The following is a 16,425-nucleotide window of genomic DNA, read 5'->3' on the forward strand; positions in this document are numbered from 1 at the left end:
AGCACAAGTTTTTTTGCTGTTTCCTGGAAAATTCTGCTGTTTTTATTGACCGCCAGCTGCTAAAATAGTTGCAAAAAATAATTTGCCTTGCTATTGTTATCATTCGTGGCTGAAGAGCGAATCCGGAATCATACAACGGAGGCATTGGAATGAAACGATATTGGCGGCTGAACTTGGGCGCGGCGGTCTTTTTGCTGGCGGGGCTGGCATTCTGCCGGACTGCGGCGGTAAAAGCCGAGACCAACGAAACGGAGGGAAAACAGGTGAAAATCGAAGAACTCGACCCGAATATGGCCGATAAGCCGGTGGACGAAAACGGCATGATCTGGTTCACACCGGACGAAAAGCCGTTCGAACTGCTCGGGTTTTACTGGTATGACCAGGATAAAGTGTTCCGCCGGCTGCCGGTCAAGCCGGATGTCGAAATCAGCGAAGGGGTGGATTATCTGGCCAACCATACCGCCGGCGGCCAGATTCGTTTCCGCTCCGACTGCCGCAAGCTGGTGCTCAAGGCCGATTTGGGAATTTCCGAATTCATGCCGCATATGGCGCCGACCGGCAGCAGCGGCTTCGATTTCTACATTGGCGGACCGTATCAGCAGCGCTTCAGTACGACGGCCCGGCCGCCGATGGAGCCGGACAATCATATCGTGATCGGTTATTTCCTCGACGAGCAGGGTGAGCGTCCGGCCGAAATGCGCGACTTCACGATCAATCTGCCATTGTACAACCAGGTCAAATCGATCCGGATCGGCCTGGATGCCGGCAGCCGGGTGATGGCGCCGCAGCCGTATGTCAGCGACCGGCCGGTCATCGTCTACGGCACTTCGATCACCCAGGGCGGCTGCGCCTCCCGGCCGGGCAGTTGCTATACGAACATCCTCAGCCGGAAACTCAACCGGCCGTTCCTCAATTACGGCTTTTCCGGCAACGGCAAGGGGGAGCCGGAGATGGCGCAGTTGCTGGCCGAGATCGCCGATCCGGCGATGCTGATTCTGGATTATCAGGCCAATTGTGTCGATATGATCGACCGGACTTTACCGGAGTTCATCCGGATTTACCGGGAAAAACATCCCGAGGTGCCGATCTTGGTCGTTTCCGGCATCCGTTTCAGCGGCGAAGCGGTCGGCCAGCGGCGCGAAGAGGGCAATTCGCTGAGTGACTGGATGATCCGCTACCGGGATATCCAGAAAAATACCGTCGAAGCCTGCCGGGCGGCCGGCGACCGGAATATCTATTTTCTCGACGGCAGCGAACTGCTCGACCCGTTGATCTATGACGAAGCCACCGTCGACGGCGTGCATCCGACCGACTTGGGCTTCACGATGATGGCCGACGGGATGGCGCCGGTGATCCGGAAGATTCTCGACGGCGAAGCAAAATGACGGTGCCCTGACGGCAAAGGGAACCCGGCGGTCGTTTCGGCTGTCGGGTTTTTTACTGCATAATTGCGTCGGAAAATTTGGAAAAATACGGAAAAACGCCTAAATTACTTGCATCGTAAAAGAATTGCTGAACGGATCGGAGCTCTGAGGGAATGAAAAAAAAACGCCGTTTGTATATGACCGATTACGGCTTGGTGCCGACCCGGCGGATCGATCAATGTGCGATCCTGTGCGAAGACGAACGAATCCTGTCGATCGGCTCCCGTTCCGCTTTTGTCCTGGAGCCGAAGCTGGAAATCTTTGAATTGCCGAATGCTTATGTGACGCCCGGTTTCGTCGATACCCATATTCACGGCGCCGGCGGTTTCGACTCCTCCTCGGCTTTTCTGCCGGACGCGTCGATCGAACTGATGAGCCGGATTCTGGTGGAACGCGGTGTGACCACGTTCGTGCCGACGGTGGTCAGCGCGCCGCGGGAAGAGATGCTGCGCAATCTGTCGGCGCTGGCCGATATGCTCGACCGGCCGATGGCCGGCGCCGAAGCGGTCGGCATCCATATCGAGGGGCCGTTTCTGAACCTGGCCAAGCGCGGCGCCCAGATCGAGGCGTGTTTGCGCCCGATCGATCTGGGATATGCCCGCGAGCTGCTGGCGGCGGCGCGCGGCAAGGTGAAGCGGATGACCTTCGCGCCGGAATTGCCGGGCGGCGTCGAATTGACCGAATTGCTGTGCGCCGAGCACGTGGCCCCATCGATGGGACACAGCCTGGCCGATGAAGCGGCGACCCTGCGGGCGATCGATGCCGGCGCCTGCTACTGCACCCATCTGTTCAACGGCATGCCGCCGCTGCAGCAGCGGACGATCACGCTGACGTCGATCGCCTTGACCGATTCGCGGGTGACGGTGGAAATGATCATCGACGGCCGCCATATCCATCCCCGGATGGTCGACCTGGCCTGCCGCTGCAAACCGTCCGACAAAGTGGTCGGCATCAGCGACGCGACGATGGCGGCCGGCATGGCCAACGGCGAATACCGGCTGGGGCCGTCGCTGATCAAAGTGGAGGACGGTTATTCCCATACCGGCGACGGGTTGCTGGCCGGGACGACGACGCTGCTGGACACCGGCTGGCACAGCCTGATGAGTTACAGCCATATGTCCGAGACGTATGCCGCCAGCGCCGTCAGCCGCAACGCGGCGCTGTCGCTCGGCTTGACCGACCGTGGCGAGCTGCTGCCGGGCAAACTGGCGGATCTGGCTTTTTTCGAACACGGCACCAACCGCCCGCTGCTGACGGTGCGGCGCGGTGAAATCGTCTACAAAGTCGAAGGCGCTTATCGGTTCCAGCCGGCGAATCCGGCTTGAGCGAGAGCTTCAATTGTCACTTTTTGAAAGAATTTTATGCATTATCAATTGCTCGATACCGGCAACCGGCAGAAGCTGGAACAGGCCGGTCCTTATCGTTTGATCCGGCCGGCCTTGAATGCTTTCTGGGCGCCGTCGCTGCCGGATTCGGAGTGGAAAAAAGCCGATGCCGTTTACAGGCGCGACAGTTCCGGCGGCGGCGCCTGGCAGTACCGGAACCGGCTGCCGGAACAGTGGTCGCTGGAATGGGGCACCTATACCCTGACCGTCAAGCCGACCGGTTTCGGGCACTTGGGGTTTTTCGCCGAACAGTATGCCAACTGGGCGTGGTTCCGGCAGCTCATTCCGACGATGGGCGACGCAGTCAGGACGTTGAATCTTTTCGGCTATTCCGGCGTCGGTTCGATGGCGATGGCGGAAGCCGGCGCCAGGGTGACGCACCTGGACGCGGCCCGCGGCATGATCGAGTGGGGGCAGGAAAATCAGCGGAGCAATCCGCAGGTGCCGGATGCCATCCGCTGGATCGTCGATGATGTCAACAAATTTTGCGCCCGGGAATTGCGGCGCGGCGTCAAATACAACGGCATTGCACTGGACCCGCCGACGTTCGGCCGCGGCAGCAAAGGACAGGTATGGAAAATCGAGGAGGATATCCGGAAGCTGCTTGAAATGTGCCGGGAGCTGCTGGATCTGGAACGACCGTATTTCATCGTGCTGAGCAGCCATTCGCCGGGCTTTTCCCCGCTGGTGATGGGACGGCTGCTGCAGGAGATCCTGCCGGATGGCGTGGTGGAGAATCGTGAAATGAGCATTCCGGAAAGTACCGGCAAGGTGTTGCCGGCCGGCATGGCTTCCCGGCTTGTCGGCGGGAAAAAGATGGCCTTTTCGTTGCAAAATTGATGTCATGGGCCAAGCGGTGTCCGCCCGGCCGGACCGCGTCCGGGGACTGTCCGCGACGCGGCAGCAAAATACCGGCGGCTCCGGTTTTATCGGAGTGACCGACGCTTTCTCTATCTTGAAGGGAAGCGCGGTTTCATAAGACTTTTCAGCACCAGTGGTTTTTTATGCAAAGGAACGAATTCGCAGCCGCAATCGGGTTGTAGAAAGGGAGCGCCGGAGGTTCCGGCGCTTCCCGAAAACGGCATCGCCCGCTGGATACGGACCGGCCGGCGGATTCTGACAGGCCGCATCCGGGAGGTTCGCTTTCTTAGATTTTTAGTCGAAGGCGTCTGTGAGCCATTGCTTGGTGGCGACATCGCCGATGCCCATGACCCATTCCAGTTCCTCCATGCCCGCCAGCGGCGACAGGACGATTTTCAACTCATATTCGCCGGGAAGCAATTTCCGGTCGAGCCATTGGTTGAGCGGCGCCCGGTGGAAGGACGGCACCATGGCGCCGCCGTCCCGTCCGAATATGAATTCATCGTCCAGATAAACCCGGGAAATGGCCGAAGAGTTGACCATCAGCCGATAATTGTCGCTCCGCCGAATCTTGAATTGGCGCCGGACGATGACTTGATAATCCGGCGTCAGCCCGGTTGCCGGATAACGGCACCACAGCCCGGGAAATTCCATCGGCTGATAATGGGGCGTCAAACCGTTTTTCTTGTTGCCGAGGTTGACGACGGCGATTTCAACTTTGTTGGCCAGTTTCGGCCACTCCGGTTCCGGGTCGGCGCTGGCGGCATCCCGCAGGCGGATCCGTTTGCGCAACCGGTTGATCATGGCGCAAAAATCATCGAGCGTGGCCGGCGGCGTGATTCCGACGATGCCGTCGTTGAGCACCAGTTTGTTGCCGATCGGTTTCAGCCATTCCGCCCCGATGGCGTTCGGGTTCCGCAGGCCGAGGATGGCGCCAACGCTGGCCGCCGTGCAATCGGTGTCCTGCCCCATGTTGGCGGCCAGACAGATGCTGCGGCTGAAATCGCCTTTGCCGAGCAGCAGGCCGGCGACAATGAATGGCAGGTTCATGACTACCGAGGTAAAGTTTTCACAGTAATACGTTTCCATGATCTGCCGGCGGATGACGGCCGGATCCTCACTCCGGGCGCACCAGTTGCAGGTGTCGGTCAAAGCGCGGTGCAGCACGGAAGTTGCCGGAATGTAATGCAGTGCGGAAGTGACCAGGCTGTCAAGATCGGATTCGAGGAAAGCCATGCTTTCCAGCGCCGCCAGATAGATTTCCGCCCACAAACCGTCGCCGTCGTGGTCGACGCAGGCGTCCTCGTAGGCGAATTTGGCCGCCAGTTCCGGATTGCCCGGCGCCAGCGAAGCCCACAGTTCACTGCGGATGGCCGCACCGAGGCCGTCGATGAAAAAGTTGTCGTAGCGGCCGGAATGGGGCGGGCGGATGCCGCGCCGGAGATTGCGGATGGCCATGCCGTATTCGTCCCAGGGGAAATTGACGTTGGCCAGCCAGCCGTCGGCCAGCGTTTGCCGGTCCACCACCGGCGTTTCCATCCGGTCGAGCAGACAGGCCCATAACACCTGCAAATCGATGTCGTCGTTCGGGACCATGTCGGTCGGCACCGGGTCGTAAAAGGTCAGGCGCAGCGGTCCGGACAAGCCTTCATAAGGCTGTCCCAGCGTGCCGCCGACCGCTTTTCCGAACCAGCAGCCGCGCAGCTTTCGCAAGTAAAGTTGTTCGTCCATGAGGTTCCTTTCAAGGTTCTTGGAAAAATAATTACTCCGGAACAACCGTTTGAACGGCTGCTCCGGAACGGATTCCTTTATCTGGCCGGTTCGATCCGGTCGAAGCCGACCAGCGGCCGCAGCACTTCCGGCACGAGGACCGAGCCGTCCGGCTGCTGGTTGTTTTCCAGGATGGCGATCAACGCCCGGTCGGTCATCGCGGTGGCGCTGATGGTATGGACGAAATCGCGCTTGCCGTCGCTGTCCTTGTAACGGATGTTCAGCCGGCGGCTCTGGAAGTCGGTCAGGTTGGTGTTGCTGGTCACTTCGCGGTAGGTGCCGAAACCGGCGAACCAGGCTTCGATGTCGTATTTTTTGTATCCGGGCGCGCCGAGGTCGCCGACGCAGACGTTGACGACATGATACGGCAGTCCGAGCTGCTGGAGCAGATATTCCTCGTTGGCCAGGCAGAATTCGTGATATTTGACCGAATCTTCCGGCTTGCAGAAAATGATCTGCTCGACTTTGTGGAACTGGTGCACCCGGAAAATTCCGCGGCTGGCTTTGCCGTAACTGCCGGATTCGGTTCGGAAGCAGGGTGAAAAGGCGGTGTAGCACAACGGCAGTTTGCCGCCGTCGAGCACCTCGTCGGCATGATAACCGACCAGCGTCTGCTCCGAAGTGCCGATCAACGCCAGGTCTTCTTTTTCCAGTTTGTAGGTCTGGTCGGCGAAAAATGGCAGATACCCGGTGCCGAACAGCGTTTTTTCCTTGGCGGCGCACGGCGTCATGAAAAGCGTGAAACCGCGGTTGATCAATTCGCGCTGCGTCCAGAAGAACAGCGCCTGCGCCAGTTGGGCGCCTTTGCCTTTCCAGTAATAGAAGCCGGACTGCGCCACCTTGGCGCCGCGCTGGGTGTCGATGATGTCCAGCAGTTCGCCGAGTTCCTGGTGATCGCGCACTTTGAAGTCGAAGCTCGGAATGACGCCGACTTTGCGCAATTCGACGTTGTCGGCGTCGTCTCTGCCGTCCGGCACATCGCCGGCGAGCAGGTTCGGCAACCAGGAAAGCTGTTCGTTGATCTTGCTCTGGAGCGCATCCAATTCCGGTTCCGCCGCCGCCAGTTTTTCCTTGAGCTCTTTCACCTGGTCGCGGGCTGCCGGGTTGTCGCGGCACTCCTTGCTCAGCGCGTTCCGCTCCGCCCGCATCGTTTCGACTTTCGTGGTCAGTTCGCGATATTGTCTGTCCAACGCGGCGAGCGCATCGATATCGACGTTGCAGCCGCGCCGCGCGGCATTGGCTTTGACCAGTTCGATGTTGTCGCGGATCAATTTGATATCAATCATTCTACCAGTTCCCTTATTGCTTAGAATTGCGGCAGCGGATAGTCGCGGGTGAAGGCTTTGACCTCTTCGCCCAGCGCGCCCAGCGCCGCGTCGTCATTTTTCACTTCGACGGCGCGCTCGATGAAGGCGGCGATCTGCGTCATTTCCGCTTCTTTCATGCCGCGGGTGGTCACCGCCGGGGTGCCGATGCGGATGCCGCTGGTGACGAATGGTTTTTCCGGATCGAACGGAATCATGTTCTTGTTGACCGTGATCATCGCTTTGTCCAGCGCGTTGGCGATCTCTTTGCCGGTCGCCCGCTTCGGCCGCAGGTCGACGAGCATCAGATGGTTGTCGGTGCCGCCGGAAACGATCCGGAAGCCGCGGTCGGTCAGCTCCCGGGCCAGTTTGGCGGCGTTGCGCCTGACCTGCTGCTGGTATTGCCTGAACGCCGGCGTCATCGCTTCGGCGAAACAGATCGCTTTGGCGGCGATGACGTGCTCCAGCGGTCCGCCCTGCAGACCCGGGAACACTTTGGAATTGATCGCCTTGAGATATTGTTCTCTGCAGAGAATCAGCCCGGACCGCGGGCCGCGCAGCGTCTTGTGGGTCGTCGTGGTGACGACGTCGCAGTACGGCACCGGATTCGGATGTTCGCCGGCGGCGACCAGTCCGGCGACATGCGCCATGTCGACGAACAATTTGGCGCCGACCTGGTCGGCGATCGCCCGCAGCCGGGCGAAGTCGATGATGCGCGGATAGGCGCTGGCGCCGGCCAGGATCATTTTCGGCTGATGCTGCTTGGCCAGCGCTTCGACTTCGTCGTAATCGATCTGCTCGGTTTCCCGGTTGACGCCGTAGGGAACGATATTGAACAGCATGCCGCTGAAATTGAGCGGATGACCGTGCGTCAGGTGGCCGCCGTGGTCGAGACTCATCGCCAACACGGTGTCGCCCGGGTTGAGCAGCGCGAAATAGACCGCCATGTTGGCCTGGCTGCCGGCGTGCGGCTGCACGTTGGCGGCTTCGGCGCCGAACAGCTTGCAGGCGCGTTCGATGGCCAGCGCTTCCACCTGGTCGACGAATTCGCAGCCGTTGTAGTATCGTTTGCCGGGGTAGCCTTCGGCGTATTTGTTGGTCAATACCGAGCCCTGGGCGGCGCGTACCGCGCAACTGGTGAAGTTTTCGGAGGCGATCAGTTCGATGCCTTCCGACTGTCTGGCCGCCTCGCGATCGATCATCGCGGCGATTTCCGGGTCGGCCTGGCGGATGGCGGCGATGTCGTCGTAAGAACCGGTTTCCAGCTTCATCAGCCGCTGGGCATGGCGCGGTTCGTTGCTGAACGGTGTGCCGAGCCATTGTTCGACGATGGTCAGCACCGCGGCGAAATCCAGTTGGTCTGCCGGCAATACCAGCACATTGCTGCAGTTGTGGCGGCGGCTCAGAGTGGCGACGGCCGCCTCGGCGGCGACCACCGCCCGGACGTGATGGAACCGGTTGGCGTTGATCGCCATGCCGGCGCCGGAACGGCAAAGCAGAATGCCGCAGTTCGCTTCGCCGCGGGAGATGGCGAAGCCGACTTGATTGGCGTAATCCGGATAATCGTCGGCCGGATCGAGCGTTGCCGGACCGACATCGACGATGCGGATATCCTGCGCCTCCAGCGCGTTTATCAACTGCCGCTTGAGCGCAAAGCCGCCATGGTCGGAGCCGATGGCCAGCGTCAGGACTGTCCCATGAAAATCTTGGATCGGGTTCATCTGATTGTTCCTCCAGTCAATAATATTTCAGGTCGAAAATGATACAGTCAGTTGTTCGAATAACGCATCCAGCGCCGGCTGCATTGCCAGAAAGCATTGTTCATAACAGGCGACCGAGCCGCCGAAGGGGTCCGGAATGTCGCCGTTCGGGAGCAGGGTGCGCACTTTACCGCTGCAGTCCGGCCAGGCGGCCAGCAACGCCGCCCGGTGCGACCGGGTCATCGTCACCACCCATTCGGCTTCCGCCAGCAGAACTGCGGTCAGGCGGCGGCTGTGGAAACGGCTCAGGTCCAGGGCGCGATTGGCCATCACCGTCAGCGCTTGAGCGGATGCCGGCGCTCCGTCGGCGGCATACAAGCCGGCGGAGCCGACCCGGATGTCATCGCGCCCGGCGGCGCGGCAGCGGGCGGCAAAATAGGCTTCGGCCATCGGGCTGCGGCAACTGTTGCCGGTACAGACGAACAGGATGGTTTTCATTGCTTCTCTTGACTCTCCCGTTTCGAGGCTTTTTCGTGCCGGAAGGCGTTGCGGGCGTTCCGGGCGGCGGATGTTTCGTGAAAACATAATATAGCACTGTCGCCGGAGAATGAAAACTTTTGAAATGTTTTTTTGCCGGGATGACCGCGGGCCGATTTTTAAGTGAGATTTTTGTTGAAAACCGGAAAATCGGCTTTGCACAATGCCGTGGAAGCGTTTATAATATAGATTTATAATTTGAAACGTCTGTAATATATATCCCGGAAAATTTTTTAAAACAATCTATTATTTATTTTAATTTATGATGGAATCGAAAGCAGAGGATCGCCATATCACCATTTTGACCGATGTCTACACCGTGCTGCCGGTGGCGGCGCTGGCGCGCGGCAGACGGCGGGTCGAACTCGATTTGGGGTGCGGCAAAGGTTCATTTACCACCCGGTTGGCCCAACGGGACGCTGAAACGCTGGTATTGGCGGCGGATGTGATGATCGGCCGCCTGCGCAAGCTGGTGAAACGCAATGAACGGGAACAGGTCGACAACATCGTGGCGCTGCGGGTGGAAGCCCGGATGCTGCTCGGCATCATGCTGCCGGACCGGTGCCTGGACCGGCTGCACATTCTCTGCCCGGATCCCTGGCCGAAAGGGCGGCATCGCGGCAACCGTTTGCTGTGTTCCGATTTTTTGACCCAGGTGCACCGGGTGCTGAAAAGCGGCGGCCACTGGCATTTTTCGACGGATGACATGAATTACCTGGAGCAGGTGCGGCAGGTGGTGGCGGCTTCCGGTTTGTTCGAGGAACGCCCGGAACAGCTTGCCGCGCTCGCCGATTTGAAAAGCGATTTCGAGGAACGCTGGGAGTCGGAGGGCAAGACGGTCCATCATCATCTCTGGGTTGGCGTGGAGCCGCCGCCGGTCACGATCGGACATTGAGCGATGAAAAATACTGTTTTCAAATTGGAAGTTTATGTGCCGGCTTCGCATGCGGAGGAGCTTAAAGCGGCTTTGTTCGCGGCCGGCGCCGGCCGGTTGGGCAATTACGACTGCTGCTGCTGGCAGACCGTCGGCCGGGGGCAGTTCCGTCCATTGGATGGCAGCAATCCGTTTCTCGGCCGGCCCGGCGTGGCCGAATCCGTCGAAGAAGTCAAGCTGGAATTGTTGATGACTGCCGGGGTGCGGGTGGCGGTGCTGGAGGCGTTGCGTCGCGCCCATCCGTATGAAACGCCGGCATTTTATTGCTGGCCGGTGGACGTGGAATAAACGAATGGAGAGTCGGCGCGATGTTTTTTATTCACAATCTGTTTGACGATCCGTATTATTTTTTCTCTTCTCTGCTGTTGGTGGTATTTTCGATCTGTACCCACGAGTTCGTCCATGCCTGGGCGGCGCTGAGGGAGGGGGATACGACTGCGGCGGATGCCGGCCACTTGACCTTCAATCCGTTTGTCCAGATGGGAGTCTGGTCGCTGATCATGTTTCTGCTGTGCGGAATTGCCTGGGGGCAGGTGCCGGTCAATCCGTCGCGTATGCGGCATGGCCGGCGCAGCGCGGCCTGGGTGGCTTTGTCCGGGCCGTTGAGCAATTTTGGATTGTTCCTGATTTTTTCGTCGGTCGCGGCGGTTGGCTATTATTTTGAATCCGAAGGGCTGTGGCAGCTGATGGCCAGGGGCGCGGTGCTCAATGTGATCCTGGCTGTCTTGAATTTGCTGCCGATTCCCGGATTGGACGGCTGGGCCGTCGTCGTCAATTATTTTCCCCGGTTGCTGGCGAAAGTCAACAATGAAGTGCTTGCCGGCGTGACCATCGGGTTGGTGCTGCTGCTTTTTATCAAGGGGTTTGTCTGGTTGGAATACCTGGGCTATTGGGGAACGGGGCTGGCGGTTTGGGGCTGGACCTACGGCATCGACTGGATTGCCCGGTTTTTTTTCTGAAGAATCAGGCATTCGGTGAAAATAATTCGATACGGGTTGCCGTTTTTTGGTTTGGCGGGAAATGTAAATGTGCGGGAAGGGTTGTTGCAGGAGGAGGCGATGAGCGAAGAACCGGTTTGGAGTGTCAGTGAAGTCAATGCTGCGGTCAGGGACCTGATTGAGAACAGCCTGATGCCTTTCTGGATTCGGGCGGAAGTCGGCACGTTGACGATTCATCGTTCCGGTCACGTCTATTTGACGCTGAAAGACCATGCCTGCCAGTTGCGGGCGGCTTATTTTGGCGGCGCGACACTCTGCCGGTCGATGAATCTGGCCGTCGGCATGTCGCTGGAGGTGTTCGGCAAATTGACCGTTTATCCGCCGCGCGGCGAGTACCAGTTCACGATCCGGACCTTGCGGCCGGTCGGGCAGGGGGAGCTGCAGCGTCGTTTCGAGGAGTTGAAGCGGAAGCTGGCGGCGGAAGGTTTGTTCGACGAAGGCCGCAAAAAACCGATTCCGCAGTTGCCGCGCCGGATCGGGGTGATCACTTCGGCCGACGGGGCCGCATTGCGGGATTTTTTGCAGATTGTCGAGCGTCGTTTTCCCAATTTGTTCATTCGTATTTACCCGGCGGCGGTACAGGGTGTCAACGCCGCCGCCGAAGTGGCCGCCGGCATTGCATTTTTCAACCGGACCGCCGGTGCCGACGTTCTGGTGGTGACCCGCGGCGGCGGCAGCATGGAAGATTTGTGGCCGTTCAATGAAGAACGCCTGGCCCGGGCGGTGGCTGCCAGCCGCATCCCGGTGATCAGTGCGGTCGGCCATGAGATCGACTTTACGATCTGTGATTTTGCCGCCGATCTGCGGGTGCCGACCCCTTCGGCGGCGGCGGAGCTGGTCATCGGGCGGCGCGAAGAGTTTTTGACCCGGCTGCAACGGTTTGAAAAGGATTTGAAACAGGCGCTGCGGTGGTGCTGGCAGCAGGCGCAGCAGCGCCTGAAACGGGCCGAACAAAGTTACGTGTTCCGTGAGCCGGTACACCTGGTTCAGATCAAAATGCAGCAGGTGGATGAACGGTATGAACGGCTGCAGCGGGTGCTGGGCCGCCGGCTGGAGATGAATCTGCGGCGGCTGACGGCGGCGGAAAATCGTCTGGAGGCGATGGACCCGCAAGCGGTGCTGAAACGCGGTTATGCCCTGCTGGAGCATGGAAGCGGCGGATTGATCACCCGGCCGGAGATGGTGCGTCCGGGGGAAACGGTGCGGGCGCAATTGGCCGATTTCGCTTTGGATATGACGGTGGAGCGCATCATAACGACATAAATTTCTTGCTGAAAGCGAGAAAAAAAGCAAAAAAAGTTAAAATTTTGATAACCATTACGAAAAACGGCTTGTCATTAAGCTCAGGGTTAACTATATTAGTTGACAGAAGAACGCAACTGAGGAGTAAGTTGCGCGAGGGTTAAACAATATTTGCTATGAAGGGTAAATGCTGATGGCTATAACTCCATTGAAGAAAATGTTTGGGGAGCGCATTCGGATGTATCTGGTCACCAATAAAATCCGCCAGCAGGAATTGGCACGCAAGTTGTCGGTTTCCAGTTCGGCGGTTTCCCAGATGCTCACTGGAAAAATTGTTCCCAGTATGCAGCAGTTGGATAAAATTTGTGAGGTTTTATCATTGGAATGCAGTCAATCTCTGGAATTAAGAGATTGGTTGACTCGTATCCGGATCGGCATTGACAACATCAAATCGCCGTTCAATGAATTGCTGCGGTTGTATCGGACCCGCCGCGGTCTGTCGATCGGGCAGCTTTCAAAGCGGACCGGCATTACCGTCGCCCGGCTCAACGCGTTGGAAAATAGCGGTGAAAGCCGGCCGACGGCGGATGAAGCGCTGCGGTTGAGCGCCGTATTGGAGTGTGAGAGCGCCGAATTGATGGAGGTGGCGCCGTTGTTGTGGCAGGCGCCCGGCGCCTATTCGGTGGCGCCGGGCTATCAGCCGGCGTTGAGCTATGCGCCGCCGAGCGTGACGCCGATGGTGGAAATCGGCGAAGAGGCGATTGCCTACGATCAGAGCGGCCGGCCGGTGGCGCTGATGGGGGCGCAGGAACTGTTCGAATACTGGGAGCAGCCGGACTGGATCGACAAAATCGCCAATGCCGAAAAGCACATTCAACTGGAAAAAATGCCGATGGGAACGATCGGGGTGCTGGTGATCGATGGAATGTCGGTCGGGATGGCGGTCGGCCTGGAGGTTACCATCCTGCTCGGTCACCCGGATCAGCAGGTCGAAGGCGGCATCGTGCTGCGGGCGCTGGACGGCGGCAAGTTCGAATTGCGCCTGAAATCGCGCAACGGCCTGACCGGCTGCGTGCAGCCGCTGGATCTGGTCGCCAGCGATGCCCGGCGTTTTCTGCCGGTGCTGGAAGTGACCATCCGTCCGGTGGTGACGCCGCATCCGGCGATTGATCCGGTCCCGGAGATCGAATTGGACCCGGAGATCGAATCGGAACCGGAGGCCGACGAGGAATAACGGTTCATGGAAGAAAACAAACCACCGGAAAACGGTTCCGGGCCGCTGAAACTCAGTCAGCGGCTCGGATGTTTGATTTTACTGATTGCGGTGTTGCTGATCCTCTTCTGGTTTCTCTGCATGCCGGCGCTTGAACGGCAGGGCGTGGATATGTCCGGGGTGCGCGGTACGGTCGACCATTGGCTGCAGCAGGGAACCGGTAAGGTCAATGAAGCGATCGGGGCGGCGACCGGGCGGGTGACGGAGCTGACCGGAACGGCGGAGGACGGCGGTGAGCCGGAAGTGACGGCAGCGGAGGAGGATGGCGTGGTCGACATTTCCGACTCGGTACCGGAAATGCCGCCGGAAGAGAAAATCGCCGAACCGGAGATTACGCCGGAAAATGGTTCGCCGGGCGAGCCGGACAATGCGGAAAATGAAACGGCCGGCGAGTGGATGGATCCCGATGGCGGCGTGCTGGATTACGGCGCGTATCAGTTGATCGAAGAGTGAGGCCACGATATTTTTTTGAAGATTTTTTCAATTCGGCGATTTGTATTTTACGCCGATATGTTTATATTGAAAACAATCTGAAGAAGAAATGAAAGATTGGAATTGAATGAATTCGGTTTCGGTAAAATTTTGGCGCTGGTGGCATCAGGAGGCAATCCGTTGAGGCCGCTGTGAGTTTTTGCCGTTTGGTTGGAGTTTCGCGGATTGAATGAAGTATTCAATCCGCTTTTTTTTATTTTGAAAGATATGGAATATTGAGAAGATGAATTGCAGTTTGAACAACTTTTTTGGATGGTGGCAACGCGTTCGACATGATTCGCGGCGCTCGGCCGCGTCGCGGCCGCCCGGCGCGACGGACTGAGGATTTCGAAAACGTGCAAGCCCCGTGAATCAGCAAGGTTCACGGGGCTTTTTTATGGCAATTGATCAACAGGAAATGAAGGATTGAAAACAAGATGAATACCAAACCGGATTTCAAAGAATTCGAAAAACTTTATCGGCCGCATTGCATCATCCCGCTGTATCGGGAGTTGCTGGCCGATCTGGAGACGCCGGTGTCGATTCTGAGCAAACTGGCCGGCCGCGATCAAATTTTTCTATTGGAAAGCGTCGAGGGCGGCGAACGCCACGGCCGTTACTCGTTTATCGCGTTGAATCCCTATGCGACCTTTACGGTCGAAGCGGGCCGGCCGTATTTGACCGACCGCGCCGGGCGGCGGCCGCTGGCGGGGGCGGCGAATGGTTTTGCGGCGTTGCGGCAGGTGCTCGGCGACGCGGTGATGGTGCGGCAGCCGGGTTTGCCGCCGCTGGCCGGCGGGGCGATCGGTTGTTTGAATTTCGAAGCGGCCGGCCTGTTTGAAGAGTTGCCGCCGCCCAAAGACCATCCGGAACGCCCGGTGGCGCAATTCATGCTGACCGACGAGATGATCACTTTCGACAACATGCGTCACACTTTGCTGTTGTCGGTGGCGTTGCACAGTGACGATTATCCGTCGGCCCGGGCCGCTTACGATACCGGTTTGGAACGATTGAAAGCGTTGGCCGGACAACTGGGCGGCGCCGGTCATCCGGCGCCGGCTGTAACCGATATGGTTCAATTTCAAGCCAATATGAGCAAGGAGGAATTTTGCCGGATGGTGGAGCGCGGCAAAGCGGAAATTGCCGCCGGCGAGGCGATTCAATTGGTTTTGTCGCAACGTTTCCAGGCGCCGCTTACCGTCGACCCGGTTTGCCTGTACCGGGCGTTGCGGCTGGTCAATCCGTCGCCGTACATGTATTTCTGCAAGAATTTTGACCGATATCTGATCGGCTCTTCGCCGGAAACGATGGTGAAACTGCAGCAGCGGACTGCCGGTTTGCGGCCGATTGCCGGTACCCGACGGCGCAGCGGCGACGAAGCGACCGACCGGCAGTTGGCCGATGAACTGCTGCGCGACGAGAAAGAACGGGCGGAACACCTGATGCTGGTCGACCTGGGCCGCAACGATCTCGGCCGGGTGGCGGCGCCGGGCAGCGTCCAGGTGCGGGATTTTATGCAGGTGGAACGTTATTCGCATGTCATGCACCTGGTGTCGAATCTGGAAGCGCAGTTGGACGACTCCTTCGACGCTTTCGATCTGGTCCGGTCGGCGTTTCCGGCCGGAACGCTTTCCGGCGCGCCGAAAATCCGGGCGATGGAGCTGATCCGCGAGTTGGAACCGGAGTCGCGCGGCGCCTACGGCGGTGCGGTCGGCTACATCAGTTACGACGGCAACCTGGATCTGGCGATCACCATCCGGACGATGCTGATTGAGGACGGGGTGTTGTCGATCCAGGCCGGCGCCGGCATCGTCGCCGACTCGGTGCCGGAAACGGAATATCAGGAAACGCTGAACAAAGCGATGGCGATGTTCAAAGCGGTGGAACTGGCCGCCAACGGCTTGAAATTGAATTGAAACATTTGCGAGGTTGAAAAATGGTGCTGCTGATCGATAATTTTGACTCTTTTACTTACAATCTGGCCCAATATCTCTATCAACTGGACGTCGAGCTGCTGGTGCGGCGCAACAATGCGATCACGCTGGAGGAAATCGCCGCGTTGGAGAATCTCGACGCGATCGTTCTGTCGCCGGGCCCCGGCCGTCCGGAGAATGCCGGCATCATGGTGCCGCTGATCCGGCATTTTGCCGGCCGTGTGCCGATGCTCGGCGTCTGCCTCGGGCATCAGGCGATCGGCTGTGCGTTCGGCGGCGAGGTCGTCCGGGCCAGACGGTTGATGCACGGCAAGCTCTCCAGTATTTCGCACGACGGCCAAGGGCTGTTCGCCGGTTTGAAGCAAAATTTTGCGGCGGTCCGTTACCACTCGCTGGCGCTGAATGAAACGACCCTGCCTCCGGAATTGATGGTTACCGCCCGCAGCGAGGACGGTGAAGTGATGGGCGTCCGCCACCGCGAATTCGTGCTGGAAGGCATTCAGTACCATCCGGAGTCGATCCTGAGCGCCAACGGCAAACGGCAACTGGCCAATTTCCTGGCGCTGGCAGCGGAACGGAAAGGAGTTTGAAG

15 protein-coding genes are annotated in these 16,425 nt (G+C 58.9%); 11 read left to right on the forward strand and 4 right to left on the reverse strand.

Annotated features, from left to right (window positions below; translation table 11 throughout):
• Nucleotides 1-149: 149 nt before the first annotated feature.
• The 3 genes from HWX74_RS10460 (at nt 150) to HWX74_RS10470 (ending at nt 3,649) form a co-directional block, all read left to right on the forward strand.
• Nucleotides 150-1,385: an SGNH/GDSL hydrolase family protein gene (locus tag HWX74_RS10460; RefSeq protein WP_176013479.1), complete on the forward strand. Its 1,236-nt coding sequence runs from the start codon at nt 150-152 to the stop codon at nt 1,383-1,385.
• Nucleotides 1,386-1,537: 152 nt separating this feature from the next.
• On the forward strand, nt 1,538-2,749 hold the full coding sequence (nagA, locus tag HWX74_RS10465; protein ID WP_176013480.1) for an N-acetylglucosamine-6-phosphate deacetylase: 1,212 nt from the start codon (nt 1,538-1,540) through the stop codon (nt 2,747-2,749).
• Between the two features lie 36 nt (nt 2,750-2,785).
• Complete coding sequence (locus tag HWX74_RS10470; protein ID WP_176013481.1) at nt 2,786-3,649, forward strand: class I SAM-dependent methyltransferase; 864 nt, start codon at nt 2,786-2,788, stop codon at nt 3,647-3,649.
• A gap of 315 nt (nt 3,650-3,964) precedes the next feature.
• On the opposite strand, the gene HWX74_RS10475 is transcribed toward HWX74_RS10470, so the two are convergent.
• The 4 genes from HWX74_RS10475 to HWX74_RS10490 all read right to left on the reverse strand — a co-directional run bounded on the left by HWX74_RS10475 (nt 3,965) and on the right by HWX74_RS10490 (nt 8,942).
• Nucleotides 3,965-5,401 (reverse strand): ADP-ribosylglycohydrolase family protein, encoded by a 1,437-nt coding sequence (locus HWX74_RS10475; protein WP_176013482.1) that lies wholly within the window; start codon nt 5,399-5,401, stop codon nt 3,965-3,967.
• Between the two features lie 77 nt (nt 5,402-5,478).
• On the reverse strand, nt 5,479-6,726 hold the full coding sequence (serS, locus tag HWX74_RS10480; protein ID WP_176013483.1) for a serine--tRNA ligase: 1,248 nt from the start codon (nt 6,724-6,726) through the stop codon (nt 5,479-5,481).
• A gap of 20 nt (nt 6,727-6,746) precedes the next feature.
• Nucleotides 6,747-8,465 (reverse strand): serine hydroxymethyltransferase, encoded by a 1,719-nt coding sequence (locus HWX74_RS10485; RefSeq protein ID WP_176013484.1) that lies wholly within the window; start codon nt 8,463-8,465, stop codon nt 6,747-6,749.
• A gap of 27 nt (nt 8,466-8,492) precedes the next feature.
• Entirely contained in the window at nt 8,493-8,942 is a 450-nt protein-coding gene (locus HWX74_RS10490; protein ID WP_176013485.1) for a low molecular weight protein arginine phosphatase, read from the reverse strand.
• Between the two features lie 304 nt (nt 8,943-9,246).
• On the opposite strand from HWX74_RS10490, the gene HWX74_RS10495 reads away from it, so the two are divergent.
• The 8 genes from HWX74_RS10495 to HWX74_RS10530 all read left to right on the forward strand — a co-directional run bounded on the left by HWX74_RS10495 (nt 9,247) and on the right by HWX74_RS10530 (nt 16,423).
• The gene (locus HWX74_RS10495; RefSeq protein ID WP_217704927.1) at nt 9,247-9,876 is read left to right on the forward strand and encodes a tRNA (guanosine(46)-N(7))-methyltransferase TrmB; all 630 of its coding nucleotides are present in this window, start codon (nt 9,247-9,249) and stop codon (nt 9,874-9,876) included.
• Nucleotides 9,877-9,879: 3 nt separating this feature from the next.
• Nucleotides 9,880-10,203 carry an NGG1p interacting factor NIF3 gene (locus HWX74_RS10500; RefSeq protein WP_176013487.1) on the forward strand — a complete coding sequence of 108 codons (324 nt, stop codon included), beginning with the start codon at nt 9,880-9,882 and terminating at the stop codon, nt 10,201-10,203.
• Nucleotides 10,204-10,223: 20 nt separating this feature from the next.
• A complete protein-coding gene (locus tag HWX74_RS10505; RefSeq protein WP_176013488.1) occupies nt 10,224-10,874 on the forward strand; it encodes a site-2 protease family protein in 651 nt (216 codons plus the stop codon).
• Nucleotides 10,875-10,973: 99 nt separating this feature from the next.
• Entirely contained in the window at nt 10,974-12,176 is a 1,203-nt protein-coding gene (xseA, locus tag HWX74_RS10510; RefSeq protein ID WP_217704928.1) for an exodeoxyribonuclease VII large subunit, read from the forward strand.
• Between the two features lie 172 nt (nt 12,177-12,348).
• Complete coding sequence (locus HWX74_RS10515; protein WP_176013490.1) at nt 12,349-13,389, forward strand: helix-turn-helix domain-containing protein; 1,041 nt, start codon at nt 12,349-12,351, stop codon at nt 13,387-13,389.
• A gap of 6 nt (nt 13,390-13,395) precedes the next feature.
• Entirely contained in the window at nt 13,396-13,881 is a 486-nt protein-coding gene (locus HWX74_RS10520) for a hypothetical protein (protein ID WP_176013491.1), read from the forward strand.
• 455 nt (nt 13,882-14,336) lie between these two features.
• Nucleotides 14,337-15,815, forward strand: a complete 1,479-nt coding sequence (locus tag HWX74_RS10525) for an anthranilate synthase component I family protein (protein WP_176013492.1) — start codon at nt 14,337-14,339, stop codon at nt 15,813-15,815.
• 20 nt (nt 15,816-15,835) lie between these two features.
• The gene (locus tag HWX74_RS10530) at nt 15,836-16,423 is read left to right on the forward strand and encodes an aminodeoxychorismate/anthranilate synthase component II (protein ID WP_176013493.1); all 588 of its coding nucleotides are present in this window, start codon (nt 15,836-15,838) and stop codon (nt 16,421-16,423) included.
• The last annotated feature ends 2 nt before the right edge of the window (nt 16,424-16,425 follow it).

Source organism: Victivallis sp. Marseille-Q1083, assembly GCF_903645315.1.
Classification (GTDB): Bacteria; Verrucomicrobiota; Lentisphaeria; order Victivallales; family Victivallaceae; genus UMGS1518.

Coding starts and splice junctions, on each gene's coding strand:
- HWX74_RS10460 (WP_176013479.1), top strand. CDS start 150: ATGAAACGATATTGGCGGCTGAACTTGGGCGCGGCGGTCTTTTTGCTG.
- nagA (WP_176013480.1), top strand. CDS start 1,538: ATGAAAAAAAAACGCCGTTTGTATATGACCGATTACGGCTTGGTGCCG.
- HWX74_RS10470 (WP_176013481.1), top strand. CDS start 2,786: ATGCATTATCAATTGCTCGATACCGGCAACCGGCAGAAGCTGGAACAG.
- HWX74_RS10475 (WP_176013482.1), bottom strand. CDS start 5,401: ATGGACGAACAACTTTACTTGCGAAAGCTGCGCGGCTGCTGGTTCGGA.
- serS (WP_176013483.1), bottom strand. CDS start 6,726: ATGATTGATATCAAATTGATCCGCGACAACATCGAACTGGTCAAAGCC.
- HWX74_RS10485 (WP_176013484.1), bottom strand. CDS start 8,465: ATGAACCCGATCCAAGATTTTCATGGGACAGTCCTGACGCTGGCCATC.
- HWX74_RS10490 (WP_176013485.1), bottom strand. CDS start 8,942: ATGAAAACCATCCTGTTCGTCTGTACCGGCAACAGTTGCCGCAGCCCG.
- HWX74_RS10495 (WP_217704927.1), top strand. CDS start 9,247: ATGGAATCGAAAGCAGAGGATCGCCATATCACCATTTTGACCGATGTC.
- HWX74_RS10500 (WP_176013487.1), top strand. CDS start 9,880: ATGAAAAATACTGTTTTCAAATTGGAAGTTTATGTGCCGGCTTCGCAT.
- HWX74_RS10505 (WP_176013488.1), top strand. CDS start 10,224: ATGTTTTTTATTCACAATCTGTTTGACGATCCGTATTATTTTTTCTCT.
- xseA (WP_217704928.1), top strand. CDS start 10,974: ATGAGCGAAGAACCGGTTTGGAGTGTCAGTGAAGTCAATGCTGCGGTC.
- HWX74_RS10515 (WP_176013490.1), top strand. CDS start 12,349: ATGGCTATAACTCCATTGAAGAAAATGTTTGGGGAGCGCATTCGGATG.
- HWX74_RS10520 (WP_176013491.1), top strand. CDS start 13,396: ATGGAAGAAAACAAACCACCGGAAAACGGTTCCGGGCCGCTGAAACTC.
- HWX74_RS10525 (WP_176013492.1), top strand. CDS start 14,337: ATGAATACCAAACCGGATTTCAAAGAATTCGAAAAACTTTATCGGCCG.
- HWX74_RS10530 (WP_176013493.1), top strand. CDS start 15,836: ATGGTGCTGCTGATCGATAATTTTGACTCTTTTACTTACAATCTGGCC.